Source organism: Mycobacterium sp. NGS27, assembly GCF_059813005.1.
This window is the reverse complement of record NZ_JCALDT010000005.1, coordinates 220,358-240,949: the sequence shown is the minus strand read 5'-3', so window position 1 is coordinate 240,949 and position 20,592 is coordinate 220,358. Positions and strand designations below refer to the sequence as shown.

At 66.3% G+C, this 20,592-nt stretch carries 28 protein-coding genes; 15 read left to right on the top strand and 13 right to left on the bottom strand.

Going from position 1 to position 20,592, the window contains the following annotated elements; genetic code table 11:
* Positions 1–300 precede the first annotated feature (300 nt).
* Complete coding sequence (locus AC5Y30_RS15585; RefSeq protein ID WP_499919507.1) at positions 301–1,086, bottom strand: SDR family NAD(P)-dependent oxidoreductase; 786 nt, start codon at positions 1,084–1,086, stop codon at positions 301–303.
* A 175-nt stretch (positions 1,087–1,261) separates the two neighbouring features.
* The gene (locus AC5Y30_RS15580; RefSeq protein WP_499919503.1) at positions 1,262–1,597 is read right to left on the bottom strand and encodes a hypothetical protein; all 336 of its coding nucleotides are present in this window, start codon (positions 1,595–1,597) and stop codon (positions 1,262–1,264) included.
* A gap of 299 nt (positions 1,598–1,896) precedes the next feature.
* Here AC5Y30_RS15580 and AC5Y30_RS15575 point away from each other — a divergent pair, with 299 nt between their 5' ends.
* On the top strand, positions 1,897–2,025 hold the full coding sequence (locus AC5Y30_RS15575) for a hypothetical protein (RefSeq protein ID WP_499919499.1): 129 nt from the start codon (positions 1,897–1,899) through the stop codon (positions 2,023–2,025).
* A 40-nt stretch (positions 2,026–2,065) separates the two neighbouring features.
* Here the strand turns inward: AC5Y30_RS15575 and AC5Y30_RS15570 are convergent, their stop codons facing one another.
* The 3 genes from AC5Y30_RS15570 to AC5Y30_RS15560 all read right to left on the bottom strand — a co-directional run bounded on the left by AC5Y30_RS15570 (position 2,066) and on the right by AC5Y30_RS15560 (position 3,874).
* Positions 2,066–2,431, bottom strand: a complete 366-nt coding sequence (locus AC5Y30_RS15570) for a CsbD family protein (RefSeq protein WP_499919496.1) — start codon at positions 2,429–2,431, stop codon at positions 2,066–2,068.
* 35 nt (positions 2,432–2,466) lie between these two features.
* Positions 2,467–3,273: a hypothetical protein gene (locus AC5Y30_RS15565; RefSeq protein WP_499919494.1), complete on the bottom strand. Its 807-nt coding sequence runs from the start codon at positions 3,271–3,273 to the stop codon at positions 2,467–2,469.
* Between the two features lie 142 nt (positions 3,274–3,415).
* A complete protein-coding gene (locus AC5Y30_RS15560) occupies positions 3,416–3,874 on the bottom strand; it encodes a universal stress protein (protein WP_499919491.1) in 459 nt (152 codons plus the stop codon).
* Positions 3,875–4,018: 144 nt separating this feature from the next.
* Here AC5Y30_RS15560 and AC5Y30_RS15555 point away from each other — a divergent pair, with 144 nt between their 5' ends.
* Positions 4,019–4,537, top strand: a complete 519-nt coding sequence (locus AC5Y30_RS15555; protein ID WP_499919826.1) for a hypothetical protein — start codon at positions 4,019–4,021, stop codon at positions 4,535–4,537.
* Positions 4,538–4,648: 111 nt separating this feature from the next.
* Here the strand turns inward: AC5Y30_RS15555 and AC5Y30_RS15550 are convergent, their stop codons facing one another.
* Together AC5Y30_RS15550 and AC5Y30_RS15545 are read right to left on the bottom strand one after the other, a co-directional pair.
* A complete protein-coding gene (locus tag AC5Y30_RS15550; RefSeq protein WP_499919488.1) occupies positions 4,649–5,149 on the bottom strand; it encodes an Rv2253 family sensor-like surface protein in 501 nt (166 codons plus the stop codon).
* A 92-nt stretch (positions 5,150–5,241) separates the two neighbouring features.
* The gene (locus AC5Y30_RS15545) at positions 5,242–5,433 is read right to left on the bottom strand and encodes a hypothetical protein (RefSeq protein WP_499919484.1); all 192 of its coding nucleotides are present in this window, start codon (positions 5,431–5,433) and stop codon (positions 5,242–5,244) included.
* A 380-nt stretch (positions 5,434–5,813) separates the two neighbouring features.
* Between AC5Y30_RS15545 and AC5Y30_RS15540 the strand changes: the two genes are divergently transcribed.
* Positions 5,814–6,020, top strand: coding sequence for a hypothetical protein (locus tag AC5Y30_RS15540; protein ID WP_499919481.1), 207 nt, complete (start codon positions 5,814–5,816; stop codon positions 6,018–6,020).
* Positions 6,021–6,186: 166 nt separating this feature from the next.
* Positions 6,187–6,552, top strand: a complete 366-nt coding sequence (locus AC5Y30_RS15535; RefSeq protein WP_499919478.1) for a DUF732 domain-containing protein — start codon at positions 6,187–6,189, stop codon at positions 6,550–6,552.
* Between the two features lie 36 nt (positions 6,553–6,588).
* On the opposite strand, the gene AC5Y30_RS15530 is transcribed toward AC5Y30_RS15535, so the two are convergent.
* Positions 6,589–7,182, bottom strand: coding sequence for a TetR/AcrR family transcriptional regulator (locus AC5Y30_RS15530; protein ID WP_499919825.1), 594 nt, complete (start codon positions 7,180–7,182; stop codon positions 6,589–6,591).
* 116 nt (positions 7,183–7,298) lie between these two features.
* Between AC5Y30_RS15530 and AC5Y30_RS15525 the strand changes: the two genes are divergently transcribed.
* From AC5Y30_RS15525 to AC5Y30_RS15510, 4 genes are read left to right on the top strand one after another with little or no spacing between them, the layout of a single operon-like run.
* Positions 7,299–8,129 carry a mycofactocin-coupled SDR family oxidoreductase gene (locus tag AC5Y30_RS15525; protein ID WP_499919474.1) on the top strand — a complete coding sequence of 277 codons (831 nt, stop codon included), beginning with the start codon at positions 7,299–7,301 and terminating at the stop codon, positions 8,127–8,129.
* A gap of 7 nt (positions 8,130–8,136) precedes the next feature.
* Complete coding sequence (locus AC5Y30_RS15520) at positions 8,137–8,958, top strand: mycofactocin-coupled SDR family oxidoreductase (RefSeq protein ID WP_499919470.1); 822 nt, start codon at positions 8,137–8,139, stop codon at positions 8,956–8,958.
* Positions 8,942–9,760 (top strand): carboxymuconolactone decarboxylase family protein, encoded by an 819-nt coding sequence (locus AC5Y30_RS15515; RefSeq protein WP_499919467.1) that lies wholly within the window; start codon positions 8,942–8,944, stop codon positions 9,758–9,760. Before AC5Y30_RS15520 ends, AC5Y30_RS15515 begins: the two co-directional genes overlap by 17 nt.
* 25 nt (positions 9,761–9,785) lie before the next feature.
* The gene (locus tag AC5Y30_RS15510) at positions 9,786–10,706 is read left to right on the top strand and encodes a cation diffusion facilitator family transporter (protein ID WP_499919466.1); all 921 of its coding nucleotides are present in this window, start codon (positions 9,786–9,788) and stop codon (positions 10,704–10,706) included.
* A gap of 11 nt (positions 10,707–10,717) precedes the next feature.
* On the opposite strand, the gene AC5Y30_RS15505 is transcribed toward AC5Y30_RS15510, so the two are convergent.
* The 3 genes from AC5Y30_RS15505 to AC5Y30_RS15495 are packed head-to-tail and all read right to left on the bottom strand — an operon-like array spanning position 10,718 to position 12,419.
* Positions 10,718–11,677, bottom strand: coding sequence for a cytochrome c oxidase assembly protein (locus AC5Y30_RS15505; RefSeq protein WP_499919464.1), 960 nt, complete (start codon positions 11,675–11,677; stop codon positions 10,718–10,720).
* 30 nt (positions 11,678–11,707) lie between these two features.
* Positions 11,708–12,052 (bottom strand): DUF732 domain-containing protein, encoded by a 345-nt coding sequence (locus tag AC5Y30_RS15500; protein WP_499919463.1) that lies wholly within the window; start codon positions 12,050–12,052, stop codon positions 11,708–11,710.
* Between the two features lie 46 nt (positions 12,053–12,098).
* Positions 12,099–12,419, bottom strand: a complete 321-nt coding sequence (locus AC5Y30_RS15495; RefSeq protein ID WP_499919462.1) for a DUF732 domain-containing protein — start codon at positions 12,417–12,419, stop codon at positions 12,099–12,101.
* A 117-nt stretch (positions 12,420–12,536) separates the two neighbouring features.
* Here AC5Y30_RS15495 and AC5Y30_RS15490 point away from each other — a divergent pair, with 117 nt between their 5' ends.
* The 3 genes from AC5Y30_RS15490 (at position 12,537) to AC5Y30_RS15480 (ending at position 14,425) form a co-directional block, all read left to right on the top strand.
* Positions 12,537–13,286 carry a Clp protease N-terminal domain-containing protein gene (locus AC5Y30_RS15490; protein WP_499919459.1) on the top strand — a complete coding sequence of 250 codons (750 nt, stop codon included), beginning with the start codon at positions 12,537–12,539 and terminating at the stop codon, positions 13,284–13,286.
* Between the two features lie 93 nt (positions 13,287–13,379).
* Positions 13,380–13,910 (top strand): hypothetical protein, encoded by a 531-nt coding sequence (locus AC5Y30_RS15485; protein WP_499919824.1) that lies wholly within the window; start codon positions 13,380–13,382, stop codon positions 13,908–13,910.
* A complete protein-coding gene (locus AC5Y30_RS15480) occupies positions 13,898–14,425 on the top strand; it encodes a GNAT family N-acetyltransferase (protein ID WP_499919456.1) in 528 nt (175 codons plus the stop codon). The genes AC5Y30_RS15485 and AC5Y30_RS15480 overlap by 13 nt, the downstream gene beginning before the upstream one ends.
* On the opposite strand, the gene zapE is transcribed toward AC5Y30_RS15480, so the two are convergent.
* Positions 14,391–15,512 carry a cell division protein ZapE gene (zapE, locus tag AC5Y30_RS15475; protein WP_499919453.1) on the bottom strand — a complete coding sequence of 374 codons (1,122 nt, stop codon included), beginning with the start codon at positions 15,510–15,512 and terminating at the stop codon, positions 14,391–14,393. The two genes, AC5Y30_RS15480 and zapE, sit on opposite strands and share 35 nt — an antisense overlap.
* Here zapE and AC5Y30_RS15470 point away from each other — a divergent pair.
* The 4 genes from AC5Y30_RS15470 to msrB are packed head-to-tail and all read left to right on the top strand — an operon-like array spanning position 15,511 to position 19,613.
* Complete coding sequence (locus AC5Y30_RS15470) at positions 15,511–16,272, top strand: pyrimidine reductase family protein (RefSeq protein ID WP_499919451.1); 762 nt, start codon at positions 15,511–15,513, stop codon at positions 16,270–16,272. The genes zapE and AC5Y30_RS15470 overlap by 2 nt on opposite strands.
* A 14-nt stretch (positions 16,273–16,286) precedes the next feature.
* Positions 16,287–17,852: an alpha/beta fold hydrolase gene (locus AC5Y30_RS15465; RefSeq protein ID WP_499919450.1), complete on the top strand. Its 1,566-nt coding sequence runs from the start codon at positions 16,287–16,289 to the stop codon at positions 17,850–17,852.
* A 28-nt stretch (positions 17,853–17,880) separates the two neighbouring features.
* Positions 17,881–19,191 carry an arabinofuranan 3-O-arabinosyltransferase gene (aftC, locus tag AC5Y30_RS15460; RefSeq protein WP_499919448.1) on the top strand — a complete coding sequence of 437 codons (1,311 nt, stop codon included), beginning with the start codon at positions 17,881–17,883 and terminating at the stop codon, positions 19,189–19,191.
* Positions 19,188–19,613 (top strand): peptide-methionine (R)-S-oxide reductase MsrB, encoded by a 426-nt coding sequence (gene msrB / locus AC5Y30_RS15455; protein ID WP_499919446.1) that lies wholly within the window; start codon positions 19,188–19,190, stop codon positions 19,611–19,613. The genes aftC and msrB overlap by 4 nt, the downstream gene beginning before the upstream one ends.
* A 68-nt stretch (positions 19,614–19,681) precedes the next feature.
* Here the strand turns inward: msrB and AC5Y30_RS15450 are convergent, their stop codons facing one another.
* Positions 19,682–20,530: an endonuclease domain-containing protein gene (locus tag AC5Y30_RS15450; RefSeq protein ID WP_499919444.1), complete on the bottom strand. Its 849-nt coding sequence runs from the start codon at positions 20,528–20,530 to the stop codon at positions 19,682–19,684.
* Positions 20,531–20,592: the final 62 nt, after the last annotated feature.

The following is a 20,592-nucleotide window of genomic DNA, read 5'->3' as shown; positions in this document are numbered from 1 at the left end:
CTGGCGGCCAATTTCATCAGTTTGGACTCGGTGTTGCGGTCGAGGTGCTCGGTCGGGCTCATGATGTTCCTTTTTGTGGAGGCAGCCCCCGGTGGGCCGCCCGGCAGGTAGGACCGTCTCGCCGATCGGACAGTTCTCCGGCAACGCTTTCCGCGCATCGCACAGGGCGGAGCCGGAATTCCGTGTGGCAGTGGGGTGGGCCCAAACCTAGATCGAGGCTATTCGGCAGGCCACGAGGTATGTCGCGTTTTGTCGAAATGATCGGCCAGCGCATGACGGCTCCGTCATGTGCCTCCGTAATCAAATGGTGGCGACGTAGCCGCCGTCGATCCGGTAGTCGGATCCGGTGATATTTCCGGCGCGGCCGCTCGCCAGGAACAACACGAGGTCTGCGACTTCTTCGGGAGTGGTGAACCGTCCCGTCGGTGCGCTGCTGGCGAGTTCCGCCCTGACCTCGTCGGCCGTCTGACCTTTCATCGCACCGAACTCATCGGCCATCCCGCCCCGCTGCGTCCACTTGCCGGTCGACACTGCACCCGGACTGACCGAATTGACGCGAATGTTCTTTGGCGCCAGATCTTTTGACAATGCCTTAGCGAAATTGGCGACGGCCGCCTTGGCGGCACAGTAGTCGTAGGTGTTGGGGCCGGGGGCATAGGCGCTGATCGAGCTGACGATGACGATGGAACCTCCGCCGCGCCGCTCGATCTCAGGCAGCGCCGCGCGCGTCGGGCGCACCACGCCCATCAGGTTCAGCTCCCAGGACTTCCGCCATTCGTCGTCGGAAATGCCGACGAGTCCGCCGGCGCGAACCGTGGCGCCGCCGACGTTGTTGATCAACACGTCGATCCCGCCGCGGCAGGCCGCGGCGGCGATCAATTCTTCGGCGGCACCGGGCCGGGTAAGGTCCACCGACACGTACGACACCTGCCCGCTCTCCTCGAGCAGGGGCAGCTGCTTGCCTGGGGTGCGTGACCCGGCTACCACATGCGCGCCAGCGTCGACGAGGGCTTTGGTGACCGCGAATCCGATCCCCTTGCTGGCCCCGGTGACGACGGCGATCTTGCCCGACAGATGCAGCTCCATGTGCGCTCCTTCATCCGCCGTGCCGCGCAAGACGCTACTCCGCAGTTACCGCTGGTGGCGGCGCTTTGCCGCGCGCATGCTGGCAGCGGTTCGACGAGCCGAGTCCAGAAACGGCTTTGTTCGACACAGGCCGGCCGACGATCTTCCGTCGTGAGCCCTTCGACGGCGGGCACCCTTATCGCCGGGTGCGAACGGCGGGGCAGTCGCCGCGCCAACAGGCTTGGTTGCGTCTGATTTCCTCGTTGCGGACCAACACCACTAAGGCCACCCCGAAGAGCACCAGCAGGGGCACGAACACCAGTGGGTACGCGGAGACCACGGCTAAGCCGACGAGCGTGGCCGGCACCACCGACAACATCACGGTCGTCGGACCCTGATCGCGCCGATCGACGCTCCGCGCGATCCGCACGAGGGCCGCGAAGGTCGCAGCGGCCCATGGATGCTGGTCCGACCACCTACCGTACGAGCGATGGGTCTTCAGGCCGCAACCCGTGCAGATTTGCCCGTTCACGCGCTCATGGTGCCACCGGGCCGGTAGATCTGCACCCCCACAGCGAGACTCCTCGGGGACGGTGACAGTTTCGATGACACCTGGCCTCACGGAGGCGAGTCAAAGCCTTTGTGTCACTGGCGATAGGCGATGCAACCCCACGTCATAAACGGCGGCCGAATTCAGGCTTTCGAGCCGCCGGCAAAAGCCCTTTTCGGCGGTTTGGTCAATATTGCACACGTGTCCAAAGACCGCGATAGCATCAGCTGGCCGGCGGTATTTATTGCCACGGTTGTTCCTACCCGCAGAAAGGCGAACCGATGAGCGCAAGCAAGAAGAAGATGCTGAAAGCTGCCGCAGCCGTCGCGGTGCTAACGGGTGTGATGCTGGGGGCGTCAGGCTGCATAACGATCGACCTCGGAGCACCAACCTCGGCCATGGAGAAATAGCCCGGCCGACCAACGCGGCTGCGGCTCGCGAGTTAACGAGCTATATCCGACGACGCCGTCGAGGCATTTGTCGTCGCGGTCGCGGGCGGAACGCGTCCTTGACCTTTTCACCCGCGTCTCTGAGGTGAGCGGCCCGCTGATCGGCTCTCCCCTCGGCCTCCAGCCTCGGGTCGTTGATCGCCCGGCCGAACGCCGCCTTCAGCTTTCCCGCGACCTGGTTTACCTTGTTCCGGGCCTTATTCGCACCGCTCACCAGCGTTACCTTCTCTTCCGGTTCCGAATTTTGCGCCAAGAAAGCGGCTACCCCTTTTCGTCCTGGTCCACTCCGCCAGGCAACTGTGGACGAGACCGGAAGCCCAGCGTCGAGCTGGCCGCTGCCGTCGCACAAAAAGCGCGCGCGCTGCATGCACTGGCTTGATCGCAGAAAGGCGTCTAAGCCAATCAGCCTGATTGGTCTATGACGGCAAATTTCAACCACAGGTGCTTCTTCACCGCGCGTATGTGAGCTAATGCAACGACGACCAAACTACTCGATGCACCGCCCAAAACCCCCATGAACAGTGCCATCAACACTTTATGATGGGGGGCGAATTCCCATCGTTGGAGAATCGGCGCTGCCAATCCTTCGTAAATCCCGACTAATATTGCGAACGATACGACCGGCATTTTGAACAACAGCAACCGTTGCTGCGCGGTCATCAGTTGGATGCCTAGCTTCGGCAAAGCTTTCATCGACGATGAATAAGCAGCACCCGTCAGCAGGATGCTGCCCGCCGCCGAAACGAACCCAAAAAGTATCAGATTCACGACCATCGGGAAGGTCAGAAACCCAGCGATGCACAGCTGTATCCAGAAGATGATCGCTAGTAGAACGCCACCCCAGATCCCAACAATGAACGGGTGGAGCACGCGCACTACAACCGCGTCATCGAGCCGGATCCTCACTCGGGGAAAGACGATCCAGTTCAATAACAAACAAACTACCGAGGCTCCGACGAACCCTATGACCAACCCGTAGATGCCGATAATAAGCATTTTGTTGGCGAAGGCCACGAACTGCTCGGCAACCGTCGCAGTCCGAGAAGCTCGGCCCACCCTGGGCCCGCCCTGCGAGAACACAGATAACAGCGGAACCGTGATGCCTTCGAGAATTGCGAATAGCCAAACTAAATGCCAGGACAAGTTCACGTCGGCTTTTATGTAGTCCCCCGCGCCTAATGCGCGCCGCTTGGCGCCAGTCGCGTTCATCGGCCATGCCCTTCACTTGCAGGTGTCGGCACTTATAGCTATGGCCCAGATATTATCGCTTTAACCCGGCGGACGGACTACTTCAGCCGTGTTTGTCCCTAGCCGCGAAACGCGGATTCACTGAGAAATCCGGGCCAAGGTTTCAGTCGGTGGTGTGGACGATCAACACGTCGGTCTTGACCTTGCGGGAGACTTCGGAAGGAACCGAGCCAAGCAGTCGCCCGGCGACGCTACTGAGTCCGACATTGCCGATGACCAGCAGGTCGGCATCGACCTCTTTGACCAGCTGCACCAGCGCGTGGACGGGGGCACCGACGACCGACTTCTCCTCGACGTCCTTGGCCCCGGCTTGGTGTGCCCGCTCCCTGGCGTTCTGCAGGATCGCGTAGAAGGGCGCCTCGCCCACCGTCCGGTAGTCCTGGCCGTGGTCGCTTCCCGGCGGGATGGCGTAGCGGCCCTTCTCCTCGGGGACGGGGAGATGCGCGGTGACAACGATCAATTTCGCGCCGTGATCCGCCGCGATAGCGCCTGCGCGGTCCACCGCGCGCAGCGACGAGTCCGAGCCATCGGTGCCGACCACCACGGTCTGATAGGCGCTCATTTCCCGCCCAGTGTAAAGCCGACAACCGCACCTGAGAGGCAAAACCGAATTGTTCGCGGCCGTCGCATGAACCGAAACAGCCCGCGCCCGATCCGCCCGCCTTCCCAGATGCGCTATCTTCGCGCAGTGACCAGGCCTGCGCACATGGGCGCCCTCGCAGCAACGCTGGCGGTGACAGCGTGTTTGACCGCGCCCCACGGAACCGCCGACCCGACGCCTCAACAGTCGCCTTTCCCCACCGGAAAAGCCGGTACCACCATCCACGTCACGGAGTACAGCACCGCGACCGCCGACGTCACGCTCAACAACGCGACGTGGGTCTCGTCCGGCTGTTACGGCGGGGGTTGCAACGTCATCGAACTCACCATCGCCGGCAAGTCCGACACTCCGTTCCGCTACGCCCAGACCACCGTGACCGCTGCCTCCTCTCCGTGGCGGCAGGACCCGAACCGGGATACCGAGGGCGGCTCGTCCCTGATCGATTACCAGCAGATCAACAAGATGCCGCCGCTGCGCGCCGGCAGCGTCACCAACGGCCAAACCGCCCACGGGTTCATCGCCTACGCAGGCAGCATCAACCAGGGCGACGTTTACATCGAGTTCAACGATCCCGATGCACCGGCGGCACCCACCCCATTAGCGGGCTGGAAAGTCCACACCTGAGCGCAGCCACGATCGCGAGCGCGATTCCCTGACATCAGACACGTTGCGCTGCAAGGGAACACGTCGAGACTGGTTGCCAACCCCGTGGGCCGCGTTCCCGAAGGGGCCGACTCACACGCGCTCGGCCCTCATCTCCATGTCAATCGTCCCTTGGCACGCGCCGCTGAGGATGTCGGTGTGCATGATGCCGGCGAGCGACCCGTCGGGTTGGGGCGTGTAGCGCACCGCGGCCCGGGCGGGATTCCATTGGATCGTGGTATCGGGCATCATGCAGTCCCATTGAAAATCGTTGACCTGCGACCAAGACTTTCCGTCCCAGGTGAACTGAACGGGCTGCGGAACCGTCGGGTTGGTGGGCGGAGGGCCACTGACGATGGTGGCGACGCACTTCCCGTCGCTGCAGGTCGAGCGGAAACCGTAGGTCTCGGTGTGCTGGGTTTCCGGGTCGCCGACCGCCATGCTGGTCCCGGCCTTGGGGCCGACCATGAACGTGATTGCGTACTGCCCGTTCCAGGACGGATTGTCGGCGAAGGCAGCCGGGGGAGGCGACAGGGCAATCGCGAGCGCCGCGGCGGATGAACCTGCGAAGCCCTTCAGGCGGTGTGGGGTCATGATTCCTCCTCCGGGGCCGATCCGATTGTCGTATGCGGGACCGTCGCCGACAAGGTCTTTGCCGATTGCGGCCGAGAGATCGAAAGGCCGCCTTACCAGCCCCACTCGTCGTCTTCGAGGACATCCACGGTCAAAGCGTTGTCGGCGGGGCCCTTCGTCCCGTAGGTGAAGGTGAGCAGGGTGCGGTCGTCGTCAAGGGCTTCGGTCGCGATGACGGTAGCGTGCCCGACCTTCATGCGGATCCGGTCTCCCGGCTTCAACTCGTCAACACGTTTGAGGGCCACGCTCAATCCATCAGTGCGTTGCGGCGGCGCGGTCCCCCGCAAAAACGTTGGAGGGCAGTGCCTCTCACGGCGCCTTGCGCGGTGTCGTTGGTGGTTTTCGGCGGTTCGCCGAGCAAAGTCTGGGATCTCACGGTCGAGTAGTCAGCGGCATCGGGCTGAGGTGGCCGCCAGTGCCGGAATGATCGCAGATGACTCTCTTCAATCGCCAGGTCATTATCTTTCACCGCGACCCCCTCGGGGTAAAAACGCCGAGGCGCCGTCAGATGTGGCGCGCCCGGGGAAGGTTACCAATCGGCCCCGACGGGCGCGCTGGGCCGCCGCGCCCAGGCACGTGGACCGGCCGTGTCGCGTGGCGCGGCGGCCGGAGCAAGATGTGAGACGTGAGTTGGACGAGGTATACGGGCAGAGCGCTCGCCGATGACACCCTGGACGGCGACGCGCTGCATGCCGAGCTCGAAGACGGCATCCGCGTGGGCAATCCGCATCTGACGGATGTTCGGCTCGAGCGGGCCACCGCGACCGAAGCTTTCGACGCGCGCCGGCGCTGGTATGAAGTCACCTACCTGGCCGAAGACCCGGAAGGGTAGCCCGCAGGAGCAGCGGTGCGGTCAACCATTGGCGTTGTCGTCGGGCTGACCCCTCAGGCCGGCACTCAGCGTCCGACAAGAGGACAGGCGATTCGACTATTGTCGATTCACGTCGTCCTTGACCGAACGCCGATCGGCCGCGCAGAGAACGGAGGCCCCGAGTCCGATGAAGGTTGGTTCCGGGAAGTGGCCGACCGTCTGCGCGATCGTCCTGTCCACCGCCGCGCTGGCCTCTGCGGCGCCGGCGGCAGCGGATGATACCGACGACGCGTTCATCGCGGGCCTGTCGAGGGGCGGAATCACCATGCCCGACAACGATGATGCTATTGCGATAGCCCACACGGTGTGCACCAGCATCGCCAACAACCCGAACGCATCGGTGCCGGCGATTCAGCTGGCCAGGCAAACGGACCTTTCCGTCAAGCAGTCCGCCTACTTCGTCGGCCTGTCGATAGCGACCTATTGCCCGGAATACAAGGACGATATCGACCCCTCCGTGACCTGGCTGCTGCCGTTGCCGCCGCTCATGTGATCGAGGGCCGTTGCAGCACAATGGGTTTCGCGGTGCTCAGCGCTGCACCGCCCGTGCGGGACCGTCCTCATACGCGCTGGTCAACCAGAACACCGCGCGTTCGATACCCGGCACGATTTCGGTGACGTCGATCTCCCCCTGCGTGAATCGGGTAAGGAACCCGTAGACCACGCCGGTGAGGATGAGCTCGAGATCCTTGGCGAAGCCCGGCTCCGCTTGCGCCAGTACGGCTTTGACGACCGGAACGACCGCGTCGACGCCACGCTGAATGAGGCGCCTTCCGCCAGGGCCGGATCGTGCCTGGAAATAGGAGCGCAGCATCAACGGATGTTGCTCCCACGGCTCGAAGATGGTCCGCATCACGTGCATCAGGTCCACGTAGATCGACTCGCCGGGCAAATCGTCAATCAGCGCCGGCAGGCGCGCATAGCGTTTGGCATCCATCCACCCGTCCAGGGCGGCGACTATGAGCTCGTCACGAGTGGGGTATCGCTTGTAGATGGTCGCCAGAGAGACCCGGGCCCGTCGGGCAACCTCGCGCAGCTGCACCGCCTCATAGCCCTCGCTGTCGAGCATCTCGACCACGATCTCCAGGATCGGGTCGGCTCGCCGCCCGGAAGCGCCGCCCAGCGCAACCACGCGTGCCCCTGTTGCCGTCACGGTAACCATGTTACTGTGCGGTGGCGAGTAACGGCGTTACTCGGGCGCGATCTGCGCGGACGAAACAAAGGAACGAGGACCGCTCCGTGGGTTCACTAGACGGCAAAGTCGCCTTCATCACCGGAGTGGCGCGCGGCCAGGGCCGCAGCCATGCGGTGCGACTCGCGCGGGAAGGCGCCAACATCATCGGCATCGACATCTGCGCGGACATCCCCGCCAACGGCTATCCGATGGCCTCGCATCAGGAGTTGGACGAGACCGTTGCGCTGGTCGAAGAGGCGGGCGGCAAGATGCTGGGCACGGTGGCCGACGTCCGCGACTTCGAGCAAGTCAAAGCCGCAGTGGATGCCGGCGTGGAGCACTTCGGGCGCCTCGACATCGTGCTGGCCAACGCGGGAATCGCACCGCTGGCGTTTCGGCAGTTGAGCATCGAGGAGGAACTCGCCCAGTGGCGGGCGGTCACCGGCGTCAATCTCGACGGGGCGTATCACACGGCGTGGGCGGTGGTCCCGCATCTGCTGTCCGGTAACCGCGGCGGGGTCATCATCTTCACCAGCTCGACCGCCGGCATCAAGGGCTTCGGAGGCCTGCAGGGCGGCGGCCTGGGCTACGCGGCATCGAAACACGGGATCGTCGGGTTGATGCGCACCCTGGCCAATGCCCTTGCACCGCTGAGCATTCGGGTGAATACGGTGCATCCGACCGCCGTCAACACGATGATGGCGACCAACGACGACATGACCGAATTCCTGGAACACAACCCCGGTGCGGGTCCCCACCTGCAAAACCCGATGCCCGTCGGCATGCTGGAACCCGAAGACGTCAGCGCCGCCATCGCCTACCTGGTCTCCGACGAGGCGAAGTACGTCACCGGCGTGACCTTCCCCGTCGACGCCGGCTTCTGCAACAAGGTCTGACACAGCGATGACGACCAACAACGCAGCGGGCCGCGTCGCGGGCAAGCGGGTCTTGATCACCGGGGCCGCACGCGGCATGGGACGTTCGCACGCGGTGCGCCTCGCTGAGGAAGGCGCCGACTGCGTCCTGATCGATATCTGCTCCACGCCAGAGGGTTTGGAGTATCCACTGGCCACCGAAGGCGACCTGCACGAGACCGCGCAACTGGTCGAGAAACACGGCCGCCGCGCGTTCACCCGCATCGTCGACGTGCGTGACGAGGCCGCCATGAAGGCGGCGGTCGACGCGGCCGCCGCCGAACTCGGCGGACTCGACGGAGCGGTCGCCAACGCCGGCGTGCTCACCGTCGGCACGTGGGACACCACCACCGCCGAGCAGTGGCGGCTGGTCCTCGACGTCAACCTCATCGGCGCCTGGAACACCTGCGCGGCCGCGCTGCCCCACCTGGTCGCGCAGGGCGGCGGGAGCCTGGTCAACATCAGCTCCTCGGCCGGCATCAAGGGCACACCGCTGCATGTGCCCTATACGGCGTCCAAGCACGGTATCGTCGGGATGACGCTGGCCCTGGCCAATGAGCTTGCCGCGCAGAACATTCGCGTCAACACCGTGCACCCCACCGGGGTGGCCACCGGAATGGCTCCGCCGAACATGCACACGCTGATCGCCGAGCAGCGACCCGACCTGGTGCCCATCTTCCTCAACGCCCTGCCCGCACCGTTGATCGAAGCGTCCGACGTCAGCAACGCGGTGCTGTACCTGATCTCCGATGAATCTCGTTACGTCACGGGACTCGAACTGAAGGTCGACGCCGGTGTCACCATCAGATGAGGCCCCAACGCGCGACAGCGCGCGACGTGAACGCGGGCTGCGCACCTTCGCCGAGGTGATGACGATCGACCCGCCGGATGGCGACACTCCGTGCGCGGGCGGGCTGATCGATTTTGTCTTCGGCGAGGTGTGGCCGCGCCCGGGGCTCAGCCGCCGCGACCGACGGTTCGTGACCCTGGCCTGCGTCGCGGCCGCCGACGCGCAGGCGCCCCTCGAGCAGCACGTCTACGCCGCACTCAACAGCGGTGACCTCACGATCACCGAAATGCGAGAAACCGTATTGCATTTCGCCGTCTACGCGGGCTGGCCGAAGGCGTCGAGGTTCAATATCGCGGTGGATCTGGAATGGGCCAAGATCGCCGAGGCGCGCGGCGAGCCGCCCCCTCCCCCGGAGCCGTTGCTACCGCTGCTCACCGCCAGCGATCCCGAGCAACGGCTCAAAGGCGGCGAGGAGTCATTCAAGGAGATCAACTGCCTACCGTTCGCGCCGACGCGCGACAACCCGTATTCGGGAGCGGGCATTTTGAACTTCGTCTTCGGCGAGATGTGGCTGCGACCCGGCTTGGGAATGAAGGAACGCCGTCTCATCACCGTGGCCTGCGTCGCCTTCCAGGATGCCGAAATCCCGATCGTGTCCCATGTTTACGCGGCACTCAAGAGTGGCGACGTCTCGTTCGAGGAGGTGGACGAACTCGCGCTGCAGTTCGCCGCGTACTACGGCTGCGCCAAGGCCGACTACCTCAACCAGGTGATCGCCGAACAGAAACAACGGGTAACGGCCGAGCTGATCAAGGGCGCCTGAACCGCGAGTGCGGCATGCTGGCGGTATGCATGTCATCAATGGAGTCCGTGACCCGGCTGCAAGCTTTCCCCTGGACACCGCAGCCGACGACGCCGGCGAGCGCCGGCAGGCCAACCGCGCCGTCGCCGTCAGCGCCGTCGGGCTGGCGCTGACCGGACTGGTCGAGTTGGTCATCGCGCTGCTGTCCGGCTCGGTGGCGCTGCTGGGCGATGCGCTGCACAATCTGTCGGACGTCTCCACCAGCGCCCTGGTGTTCATCGGCTTCCGCACCTCGCGCAAGCTGCCCACCGAGCGGTACCCCTACGGCTACGAACGCGCCGAAGACCTCGCCGGAATCGGTGTGGCCCTGGTGATCTGGGGCAGCGCCGTCGTCGCCGGCTTCGAGAGCGTCACCAAGCTGCTTCGACACGGTGGCACCGGTTACGTGGGCTGGGGCATCGGCGCGGCGGTCGTGGGCGTGGTCGGCAACCAGCTGGTGGCCCGCTACAAACTGGTGGTGGGCAGGCGAATTCGCTCGGCGACCATGGTGGCCGACGCCAAGCATTCCTGGCTGGACGCGTTGTCGTCGGCAGGCGCGGTGCTCGGACTGGTGGGCGTGGCGCTGGGCTGGGGCTGGGCCGACGCGGTCGCCGGGATCGTCGTCACCGGGTTCATCTGCCATGTCGGCTGGGAGGTGACCGCCGATATCGCGCATCGCCTGCTCGACGGCGTGGACGCCGACGTCATCACCACCGCCGAGGCCGTCGCCGCCTCAGTCCCCGGTGTCACGCACGCGCACGCGCGGGCCAGGTGGACCGGGCGGACCCTGCGCGTCGAGGTGGAAGGCTTTTTGAACGCCGACACTCCGCTGGCGGCCGCCGACCAGATCGGCCGCAGCGTCGCCGCGGCGCTGGCGCCTCGGATTCCGGAGATGCAGAGCTTCACCTGGACGGCGCGGGCCGCCTAGGTGGCCGAACGTCAGCCGCGACGGAACCGCTCCCGCAGCTGCGGGTCGTTCTCCCACCAGAGCGCCGAGGGCGCAGCGCCTTCGCTCTCGGCGTTTTGGGCGCTGTGCGCCTTCGCCTCGGCCTCGTCCAACTCGGCGTCGACGGCGACCGCGTGTGCCCTCTCGTCGCGGGACATCGCGCGCATCAGTAGCAGCACAAACGGCCACCCCACCAGATCCCCGAGGATCCACAGGACGCCGGCGCCGATCGTCTGGTCGAGTCGCGGGTCGGGACCCCAAGACCGTTGTAGCCCTGCATAATACGCCGCACCGATCAACGAGCCCTGCCAGACGACCAGTCCCAGAACGCCGTCACCGAGCGCCTCGGCCACGGTGATCAGCAGCGAGATCGACTGGGGATACCTGCGCGGCACGGGGTCTTCCTGCAGCCGGGCATAGAAGTAGCCAAAGCCTATAGCCACCAACAGGTTTCGCGTGGGCGCACCGACCCATTCGTCCCGCAGGGCCGCGGTGTACCACGGCGTCAGGTACAGCAACCAGGGCGTGGCGAGCATCGCCATCGACGTGGTGGCGGGATGCGCGAGCGCGCGCGCGAACCGGGTGGCCAACAGCCGATCGATGCGGTCGCGGCCCGCCGGCCCAAGGGCGTCGCGAAAAACGGTGACCGGCTTGGCCTGTGCGATGAAGAACGGCACGACGTAGAGCAGTAACAACACCTGCAGCGCGCGCACCCAGAACAGGACGTAGGCATAGGCACCGATGGCGCTGATCGTGGCCAGCAGCCAGACCAGCATGCCGACACCGAAGCACGCGGGGTTCGCGGCACGCACCGCACTTTCGGTGTCGCGACCGCGCCGGTAGCACCAGGCGTATCCCGCGGTGAGCACCGCGACAAAAGCCGCGGAGACGAGGTCGAAGTGCCAGGTCTGAACGGCCGCGTCCCATGTCAGCGGTCCGGGATCGACGCGCACGGCCACCAGCCTATTGCGGCCCGGATTGATTCAGTTGCCTGCGGGCCCGTCCGGCTTCGGACCGCGGTCCTCGCCGGTGATGTACTTCGGGCAGTAATGGGCGGCCGAGAGGTAGGTGAACTTGGCCGCGGCGGCGCCCTGGAAGGCCGGATTCTGGTTGCGCAGGTCCGTCACGATCTTCGCGTCGGACTGGCCGTCGTCGAGCAGTTCGCACACCGACTTGCCGATGGTGATCGCGTTGCCGCCGTCCTGATAAGTGATACCGGCGTCGCGGAGGTCTTTGAGGAAGTCCTGATCGTTGTCGACGTCCGCGTGCGCGGGCACGGCCAAGACGATCATGGTTGCGAGGCCGGTCAGCCCGAAGAGAAATCGCATAACGCAGTGATTGTCGCAAAGCCGCCCGGAATCGGCATCTCGGGCGCTACGAGCCGTTCGGCGCGCTCGGCGTGATGACGCTCGGGCAGTACGTGGTGGCGGCGATCGCCGCGAACTGGTTGGCCTTGTCCTGGCTCAGTGCGGTGTTCTTGGACAACAGCGTCTTGACCACGTCGGGCATCGGCGTGCCCTGACCGACGGTGTCGCACACCCATCTGCCCGCACCCACGGCCTTGCCCGGGTCGGCGAACGTGATGCCTGCCGCCTTCAGCGAAGCGATGAACGAGTCGTCGGTGCTGTCGGCATGCGCCGGTGCGGCCATGCCTATCGCGACGGCCAGACCACACAGCGTGAGCAGTGGCTTCATGACTGACGAATTCTCCCAGAGCGGTCCACTTGCCCGCACCGTTTTGAGCGGCGGATATGGGCAACGACGTCAACCCATGGTTGACTCCAACGGGTGCGTCAACTTAGGGTTGACGATATGTCCGAGCCTGTCCGCATCGCCTATCCGATCCGCCTCGACGAGTTGATCAACGCCATCAAGGCGACCCGCCCGGATGTACTGGATCAACTCGCCGACGCCGTCTTGGCCGGCGAGCATCTCGGCGAGATCGCCGACCATTTGATCGGCCACTTCGTCGACCAGGCCCGCCGCTCCGGAGCGTCCTGGACCGACATCGGCAAGAGCATGGGCGTCACCAAGCAGGCCGCCCAGAAGCGATTCGTGCCCCGCGCCGAGCCCGCCGCCCTTGATCTCGAACAGGGCTTCGCGCGCTTCACCCCGCGGGCTCGCGGCGCGGTCGTGGCCGCCCAGAACGCCGCGCACGAAGCGGGCAACAGCGAGATCACCCCCGACCATCTGCTGCTCGGCGTGCTCAGCGACGCGGCCGCCCTTGCGACGGTGCTACTGCGTCTGCAGAACGTCGACACCGAGGCGCTGCGCGCCGCCGCGACCGAGTCGATCGCCGCGCTACGCGTGAATGCCGAACCGCCACAGCTCATTCCATTCAGCGGGCCGGCGCGCAAGGCGCTAGAGCTGGCCGTGCGCGAGGCACTTCGGCTGGGCCACAACTACGTCGGCACCGAGCACCAACTGCTGGCGCTGCTGGAGCTCGAGGGCGGGGACGGCCCGCTGCACCTTGGCGGAGTCGACAAAGACCGGGTCGAGGCGGATCTGCTCACGGCGCTGCAATCCCTCGCCGGCGGCGAAAGCGCCGCCCGCGAGGGCTGATCAGTGCGGCCGACCGCTCCCTTCCGCATCAGCGCGTGTGCGATCATGCGAAGGTCCCCCACAACGGCGTCAAGGAGGCACGACATGGCGAAGATGCACCGCTGGCTGCTGGTGGTGTGCGCCTTTCTAGTTGCCGTCGCCGGCGTCACCGCTGCCGGCATCGCCGCGATTCCGATGCCGCGCGCATGGGCCGGTGACGCGCCGATCGGCCACATCGGTGACACGCTTCGGGTGGACAACGGCACGTTCATCGCCGACGTCACCGTGAGTGGTGTGGCGCCCTGCGACCCGCCGCCGGGATTCGGCTACACCCGCGAAGGCACCTTCAGAGGCTTCCCGGGGAGCACCGTCGACCGCGCGGACGTGACGGTCCGTGCGATCCGCGTGCCCAATCCGTACATCATGGCGACCGTCCTGAGTTTCAACGGAGTGACCCCGACCGCCGACGCCTATAAGCCGCGAGCCTCCGACGCACCCGACGCGCTGGACAACGTGCTCGTCAACGCCCCGAACGGGGCGATCGTGCGCGGCGGCGTGTACTGGGACGCCTACCGCGATCCCGTCTCCGCCGTCGTCCTGCTGGACAAGAAGACGGGTTACCACCTCGCGCAGTGGAACCTCTGACAGGAGCGTTTGAGGTTGCGTCGGCCGATTCCGGTGACGCCGTAGAGCTGGCCGCCGTTGCGGCACAGACCTTTCCGCTGGCATGTCCGCCCGCCGCGAGCCCGGACAACATCACGTCGTTCATCGAGGCCAACCTGTCGGCCGACCGATTCGACGAGTATCTCAAGGATCCGGATCGCGCCCTGCTCACCGCCCGCCACGACGGCCGAATCATCGGTTACGCCATGCTGGTTCGTGGCGCGGGCGCCGATGCCGCCGAGCTGTCCAAGATCTACGTGCTGCCCGAGTACCACGGCGTCGGGGCGTCGACCGCGCTGATGGGCCTCGCGCTGGCCACCGCCGGCGACTGGGGCGCGCGGCGCGTGTGGTTGGGCGTCAACCAGGAAAACCAACGCGCACAACGATTTTACCTCAAGAGCGGGTTCACCATCGCGGGCAACAGGACGTTTCAGCTGGGCACCGACGTCGAGAGCGACTACGTCATGATCCGCGAACTGGGTCCGCCGCGGCGGTGAGCGCCAGGAGCCGAGAAGTGGCCCGCAGATACTTCTTTCGGTATCCCCCGGCCAGCATCTCCTCGCTGAAGATGGTGTCCAGCTTGGCGCCCGAGGCCACCACCGGAATCCCCGCGTCATAAAGCCGATCGGTCAGCGACACCAGCCGCAGGGCGACGTTCTGATCGTCGATGCCGTGCACTCCGGTCAAAAACACCGCGCTGACCCCCTCGATCAGCGTCAGATACCGCGACGGGTGCATCGTGGCCAGGTGCGCACACAGTGCGTCGAAATCGTCGAGCGTCGCGCCGTCGACACGCGCGGCGCGCGCAACCACCTCGTCGTCGGACAGCGGCCGCGGCGCCGGTGGCAGGCCGCGGTGCCGATAGTCGGGCCCCTCGATCCGCACCGTCGTGAAAATGCTTGCCAGCGTGCTGATTTCGCGCAGAAAATCCTGCGCGGCGAAGCGTCCCTCGCCGAGCTGCTCGGGCAGCGTGTTGGAAGTGGCGGCCACCGACACGCCGCGCTCGACCAGCGACGAGAGCAGCCGCGAGATCAGCGTCGTGTTGCCCGGGTCGTCGAGTTCGAATTCGTCGATGCAGACCGCCGTGTAGTTGGCCAGCAGGTCGACGCACTCGACGAAGCCGAACACGCCGGCCAGCTGAGTCAGCTCGCCGAAGGTCGCAAACGCCTTGGGAGCCGGGCCATCCGGTGGCCCACCCGGCCCCTGGCCCGGCAGCTGGTAGTAGGCCGACGCCAGCAGGTGCGTCTTGCCCACGCCGAACCCTCCGTCGAGGTACAACCCGACCCCGGGCAGAATCTCCCGCCGGCCCAACAGCTTTCGCCGTCCGGCGCGCCGCTCGACGGCTTGCCGGCAGAAGTCCTCACACGCCAGCACCGCGGCGGCCTGCGTCGGCTCCGCCGGATCGGGCCGATAGGTCGCGAAGCTCACTTCGGCGAAGGTCGGCGGCGGCCGCAATTGGGCGATCAGCCGTTCCGGCGACACCGTCGGATGCCGATCCACCAGGTGAGCAGGCGTGGCCGAAGCGCCCGCAGAGGTGGACCCGTGCATGCAGGAACTGTAACGGCGTGCTGCAATCAGACCCATGCCCGACTCCGGCGCCGCACTGTCGCTGCTCGCTTCGGTACGCGGACTCGGCGACGACGACCTCGCCGCGCTCTACGGCTACCCCGAGCACGACGGGACGTGGGTGCGGGCGAACTTCATCACCAGCGTCGACGGTGGGGCCACCTCGGGCGGCAGCAGCGGCGCGATGGGCGGCGCGGGCGACCGGTTCGTCTTCAACCTCCTGCGTGAGCTTGCCGACGTCATCGTGGTGGGGGCGGGCACCGTGCGGATCGAGGGTTACTCCGGCGCGCAGGTCGGCGTCGCCCGGCGCCAGCGGCGGCAGGCCCGCGGTCAAAGCGAGGTCCCGCAGCTGGCGATCGTGACCGGATCGGGCCACCTCAACCGCGACATGGCGGTGTTCACCCGCACCGAGGTGCAGCCGCTGGTGCTCACCTGCGCGGCCGCCGCGGAGCAGACGCGCCGCGCGCTCAGCGGCCTGTGCGAGGTGCTCGACTGCTCCGGCCGCGATCCCGAGAAAATCGACCAGGCCGCCCTGCTGGCGGCCCTCCGCGCGCGGGGCATGCGGCGCATCCTCACCGAGGGCGGACCGACGCTGCTGGACTCGCTGATGCAGCGCGACATGCTCGACGAGCTGTGCCTGACGATCGCGCCCTGCCTGGTCGGCGGCCAGGCGCCGCGCATCGCGACCGGCCCGGGCCAGCTGCTCACCCGGATGCGGTGCGCCCACGTCCTGACCGACGACGCCGGCTACCTTTACACCCGCTACGTCAGGGCCTAGCTACTGTGGTCGGCATGAGTCGGCCGTCCACGTGCGCCACGATCCTGGTTGCGCTGACCGCGTTGCTGGCAGGCTGCGTCCCGGGCCTGGCCGCCGATCCGCGGTTCGCCACCAATTCCGGTGCGCGGCCGCAGGGGGCGGCGACCTCGAAGCCGGCGCCCAGCGGCCCGCCCGCGATCGCCGCACCAAAGAACGACCTGGCGTGGCACGACTGCACCTCACGGGTGTTCGCCGACGCGGCGGTCCCCGCCGCCGCGGGCGTCCAGCTGGATTGCGCGACCTACGACGCCGACCTGGATCCGGTCAACGGAGGGGGCGGCAGCCTCAGCATCGGCGTTGTGCGCGCCCGCTCCAACCAGACACCCCAGGACGCCGGGCCGCTGGTGTTCACCACCGGCTCCGATCTGCCGTCCTCGACGCAATTGCCGGTCTGGCTGTCACGGGCGGGCGGCGGCGTGCTCGCCACCCACCCCATCGTGTCCGTCGACCGCCGGGGCATCGGGATGTCGAGCCCCATCGACTGCCGCGACAAATTCGACCGGCAGCAGATGCGCGACCAGTCGCAGTTCCAGAGCGGCGACGACCCGGTGGCCAACCTGTCCGAGGTCTCCAACACCGCCACCACCAACTGTGGCGACGCCGTCGGGATCGGGCCGAACGCGTCCTCCTACGACGACGCGCACGCCGCGTCCGACATCGAGCGGTTGCGCACCGTGTGGGACGTGCCGGCCCTTGCGCTGATCGGCATCGGCAACGGCGCGCAGGTGGCGCTGGCCTACGCGGGCTCGCGGCCGGACAAGGTGGCCCGCTTGATCCTCGACTCGCCGGTTGCGTTGGGCACCAACGCCGAGGCCGCCGCCGAGCAACGCGTCAAGGGCCAGCAGGCCGCCCTCGACGCCTTCGCCGCGCAGTGCATCGCGGTGAACTGCGCGCTCGGTGCGGACCCGAAGGGCGCCGTCAGCGCACTGCTGGCCGACGCCCGCGCGGGCAAGGGGCCCGGTGGCGCGTCGGTTGCCCAGGTGGCCAACGCCATCACCGTCGCGCTCGGCTATCCCGCCGGCGGCCGCGTCAACGCCACCACCAACCTGGCCAACGCGCTCGCGGCCGCCCGCTCCGGCGACGCCAACGCGCTGAACAATTTGATCAACCACGCCAACGCCATCCAGGACTCCGACGGCCAGTTCGTCAACGTGTGTAGCGACGCGGTCAATCGCCCGACGCCGGACCGGGTGCGCGAACTCGTCGTCGCCTGGGGCAAGCTCTACCCCGACTTCGGCACCGTCGCCGCGCTCAGCATGGTCAAGTGCGTGCACTGGCCCACCGGCTCGCCGCCGCCCACACCCAAGACACTCAAGGTCGACGTGCTGCTGCTCGGTGTGCAGAGCGATCCGATCGTCGGGACCGACGGCGTCGCGGCGACCGCGGCCAGCATCATCAACGCCAGCGCCGCCAGCAAGCGGGTCATGTGGCAGGGCATCGGCCACGGCGCCAGCATCTTCTCCGGCTGCGCCGTTCCGCCGCTGATCGGCTACCTCAACAGCGGCAAATTGCCCAACACCGACACGTACTGCCCGGCCTGACGCTGCTTTCCGGCGTCCGTGGGCGCCGGTGTACGGTGCGCTGGTGACGGCAGCTGAATCGACCCGAACCGGCTTGCGTGAGCGGACCCTGGCCGCCTTTGGTCCCCGCACCGGCCCGCTGAGCACACCGACCGTCCTGCGGATGGCGCTGTGGCCGGTGGCCATCATGTCGGTGTTGCACCGCAGCATCATCCTCACCCTCAACGGCAACATCACCGACGACTTCAAACCGGTGTACCGCGCGGTCCTCAACTTCCGGCACGGCTGGGACATCTACAACGAGCACTTCGACTACGTCGACCCGCACTACCTGTATCCACCCGGCGGCACGCTGTTGATGGCGCCGTTCGGATACCTGCCCTTCACCCCGTCGCGCTACCTGTTCATCCTGATCAACACCGTGGCCATTTTGATCGCCTGGTACCTGCTGCTGCGGATGTTCAAATTCACGCTGGCTTCGGTGGCCGCTCCCGCCCTGCTGCTGGCCATGTTCTGCACCGAAAGCGTGACCAGCACCCTGGTGTTCACGAACATCAACGGCTGTGTGCTCCTGGCGGAGGTCCTGTTCTTTCGCTGGCTGCTGGACGGCAGGGTCGGGCGCCAGTGGTGGGCCGGCTTGGTGATCGGGCTGACGCTCACGCTCAAACCCGTGCTGGGCCCGCTGCTGTTGCTGCCGCTGCTGAATCGGCAGTGGCGGACGCTGGTGCCGGCCATCGCGGTCCCCGTCGTCGTCAATGTGGCCGCATGGCCGTTGGTGAGCGATCCCATGGACTTCGTCACGAAAACGGTGCCCTACTTCCTGGGCACCCGGGACTATTTCAACAGCTCCGTCGAGGGCAACGGCGTGTACTTCGGCCTGCCCACCTGGCTGATCGTGTTCATGCGAATCCTGTCCACGCTGCTGATGATCGGTGCGATGTGGCTGTTGTACCGCTACTACCGCACCCGAGACCCGTTGTTCTGGTTCACCAGCTCCTCGGGTGTGTTGCTGCTGTGGTCGTTCCTGGTGTCGTCGCTGGCCCAGGGCTACTACTCGATGATGCTGTTCCCGTTCTTGATGACGGTGGTGCTGCGGAATTCGCTGATCCGCAACTGGCCGGCGTGGCTAGGGATCTATGGCTTCATGGCGCTGGACGACTGGCTGATCTACAAGTACATGAGATACGGCCGCGCCTTGCATTACCTGAAGATCACCTACGGCTGGTCGCTGCTGCTGATCGTCGCGTTCACCGTGCTGCTCTTCCGCTACCTGGACGCCAGGGCCGAGAACCGGCTGGACGACGGCCTCGATCCCGCGTGGCTGACGCCCGAGCGCGAGCGAGCTAGCGTGGAGGCATGACCTCCCCCGACGTGTCGCAGCCCAAGGTGCAACTGAGCGACGACGAGTGGCGCAAGAAGCTCAGCCCCGAAGAATTTCACGTGCTGCGCCGAGCCGGCACCGAGCGGCCCTTCGTCGGTGAATACACCGACACCAAAACCGAAGGCGTGTACCAGTGCCGGGCCTGCGGCGCCGAATTGTTCCGCAGCACCGAGAAATTCGAATCGCATTGCGGTTGGCCGTCGTTTTTCGACCCGGCCAGATCCGACGCCGTGATTCTGCGGCCCGACCATTCGATGGGCACGACGCGCACCGAGGTGCTGTGCGCAAACTGCCACAGCCACCTGGGGCACGTATTCGCCGGTGAGGGCTATCCGACGCCGACGGATCAGCGCTACTGCATCAACTCGGTTTCGCTGCGGCTGGTGCCGGCGGGCGGCTGAGGGCGGCTGGTTTTTCGTCCGCGACACTTAACCAGTTGCGACGACACGCCGAAGTCGATCGCAACGCTTTACATCTCGCGGCAACCTCGACGGATGAGTGCGTCGCGCACGCGCCGCACGACGTCTTCGGGTTTGTCCTCGGCGATCACCCGGACGACGATCCAGCCGAGCTCTTCAAGCTTGCGTACCCGCCACTGGTCTCGGGCGTACTGGCGACGGTCGGCGCGGTGATGATCACCGTCATACTCGGCGGCCACTTTGTATCTCTCCCAAGCCATATCGAGCACACCAACCGTTCGCCAGTTCTCGTTCACGGGTATCTGCGTCTCGGGTGCGGGCAGTCCGGCATCGACCAGCAACAGGCGCAGCCAGGTCTCCTTGGGTGACGCGGCGCCGGGATCGATGAGCGGGAGCGCCGCGCGTAGGCGTCGCAGGCCCCGCGCGCGCGGGTGCCGCTTGGCCAGCAGCGACACCTGCTCGACGTCAAACGGCGTCGCGCGCATCAGCGCGTCGATCCGTGCCACCGCCTCGCCCCTGGGCAGCCGCCTGGCCAGGTCGTAGGCCGTTCTCGCCAAAGTGGTCACCGGCAATCCCGCGATGCGGGTGATCTCGTCCGGCTCAACTCGCTGATTGCGGGTGATCACGCCGGCCGGAGCATGCGGGTTACGCCAGATCAACTCGATGGGTTCGTCGTCGTCGATCCAATTCGAGCCGTGCAACTTCGCCGCGGCCAGTCCGGCGATCACGGCGCGCCGGCCCGACCACAGCCATGCCGCAACACATCGCGTTCGCAATGGCGGTGTGGCGTCGCCCGACAGATAGACGTCGGGGTAGATCGCACGGTGCTGGGTTCGCAGCTGATACGGGCTCAGGCTTCCCCGGCGCACAGCCTCGCTGCCTCTGAACACGTCTTCCACGCAATGAAGACGCGCTTGCCCGCTGCGGGGATCCACCAGACTTAAGCCAGCGCGACACGCGT

What these genes read in the sequence shown, in the direction of transcription:
- AC5Y30_RS15585 (WP_499919507.1), bottom strand. Translation starts at nt 1,086, where the DNA reads ATGGAGCTGCATCTGTCGGGCAAGATCGCCGTCGTCACCGGGGCCAGC.
- AC5Y30_RS15575 (WP_499919499.1), top strand. Translation starts at nt 1,897, where the DNA reads ATGAGCGCAAGCAAGAAGAAGATGCTGAAAGCTGCCGCAGCCGTCGCG.
- AC5Y30_RS15570 (WP_499919496.1), bottom strand. Translation starts at nt 2,431, where the DNA reads ATGCAGCGCGCGCGCTTTTTGTGCGACGGCAGCGGCCAGCTCGACGCT.
- AC5Y30_RS15565 (WP_499919494.1), bottom strand. Translation starts at nt 3,273, where the DNA reads ATGAACGCGACTGGCGCCAAGCGGCGCGCATTAGGCGCGGGGGACTAC.
- AC5Y30_RS15560 (WP_499919491.1), bottom strand. Translation starts at nt 3,874, where the DNA reads ATGAGCGCCTATCAGACCGTGGTGGTCGGCACCGATGGCTCGGACTCG.
- AC5Y30_RS15555 (WP_499919826.1), top strand. Translation starts at nt 4,019, where the DNA reads ATGGGCGCCCTCGCAGCAACGCTGGCGGTGACAGCGTGTTTGACCGCG.
- AC5Y30_RS15550 (WP_499919488.1), bottom strand. Translation starts at nt 5,149, where the DNA reads ATGACCCCACACCGCCTGAAGGGCTTCGCAGGTTCATCCGCCGCGGCG.
- AC5Y30_RS15535 (WP_499919478.1), top strand. Translation starts at nt 6,187, where the DNA reads ATGAAGGTTGGTTCCGGGAAGTGGCCGACCGTCTGCGCGATCGTCCTG.
- AC5Y30_RS15520 (WP_499919470.1), top strand. Translation starts at nt 8,137, where the DNA reads ATGACGACCAACAACGCAGCGGGCCGCGTCGCGGGCAAGCGGGTCTTG.
- AC5Y30_RS15510 (WP_499919466.1), top strand. Translation starts at nt 9,786, where the DNA reads ATGCATGTCATCAATGGAGTCCGTGACCCGGCTGCAAGCTTTCCCCTG.
- AC5Y30_RS15500 (WP_499919463.1), bottom strand. Translation starts at nt 12,052, where the DNA reads ATGCGATTTCTCTTCGGGCTGACCGGCCTCGCAACCATGATCGTCTTG.
- AC5Y30_RS15495 (WP_499919462.1), bottom strand. Translation starts at nt 12,419, where the DNA reads ATGAAGCCACTGCTCACGCTGTGTGGTCTGGCCGTCGCGATAGGCATG.
- AC5Y30_RS15490 (WP_499919459.1), top strand. Translation starts at nt 12,537, where the DNA reads ATGTCCGAGCCTGTCCGCATCGCCTATCCGATCCGCCTCGACGAGTTG.
- AC5Y30_RS15485 (WP_499919824.1), top strand. Translation starts at nt 13,380, where the DNA reads ATGCACCGCTGGCTGCTGGTGGTGTGCGCCTTTCTAGTTGCCGTCGCC.
- AC5Y30_RS15470 (WP_499919451.1), top strand. Translation starts at nt 15,511, where the DNA reads ATGCCCGACTCCGGCGCCGCACTGTCGCTGCTCGCTTCGGTACGCGGA.
- zapE (WP_499919453.1), bottom strand. Translation starts at nt 15,512, where the DNA reads ATGGGTCTGATTGCAGCACGCCGTTACAGTTCCTGCATGCACGGGTCC.
- AC5Y30_RS15465 (WP_499919450.1), top strand. Translation starts at nt 16,287, where the DNA reads ATGAGTCGGCCGTCCACGTGCGCCACGATCCTGGTTGCGCTGACCGCG.
- msrB (WP_499919446.1), top strand. Translation starts at nt 19,188, where the DNA reads ATGACCTCCCCCGACGTGTCGCAGCCCAAGGTGCAACTGAGCGACGAC.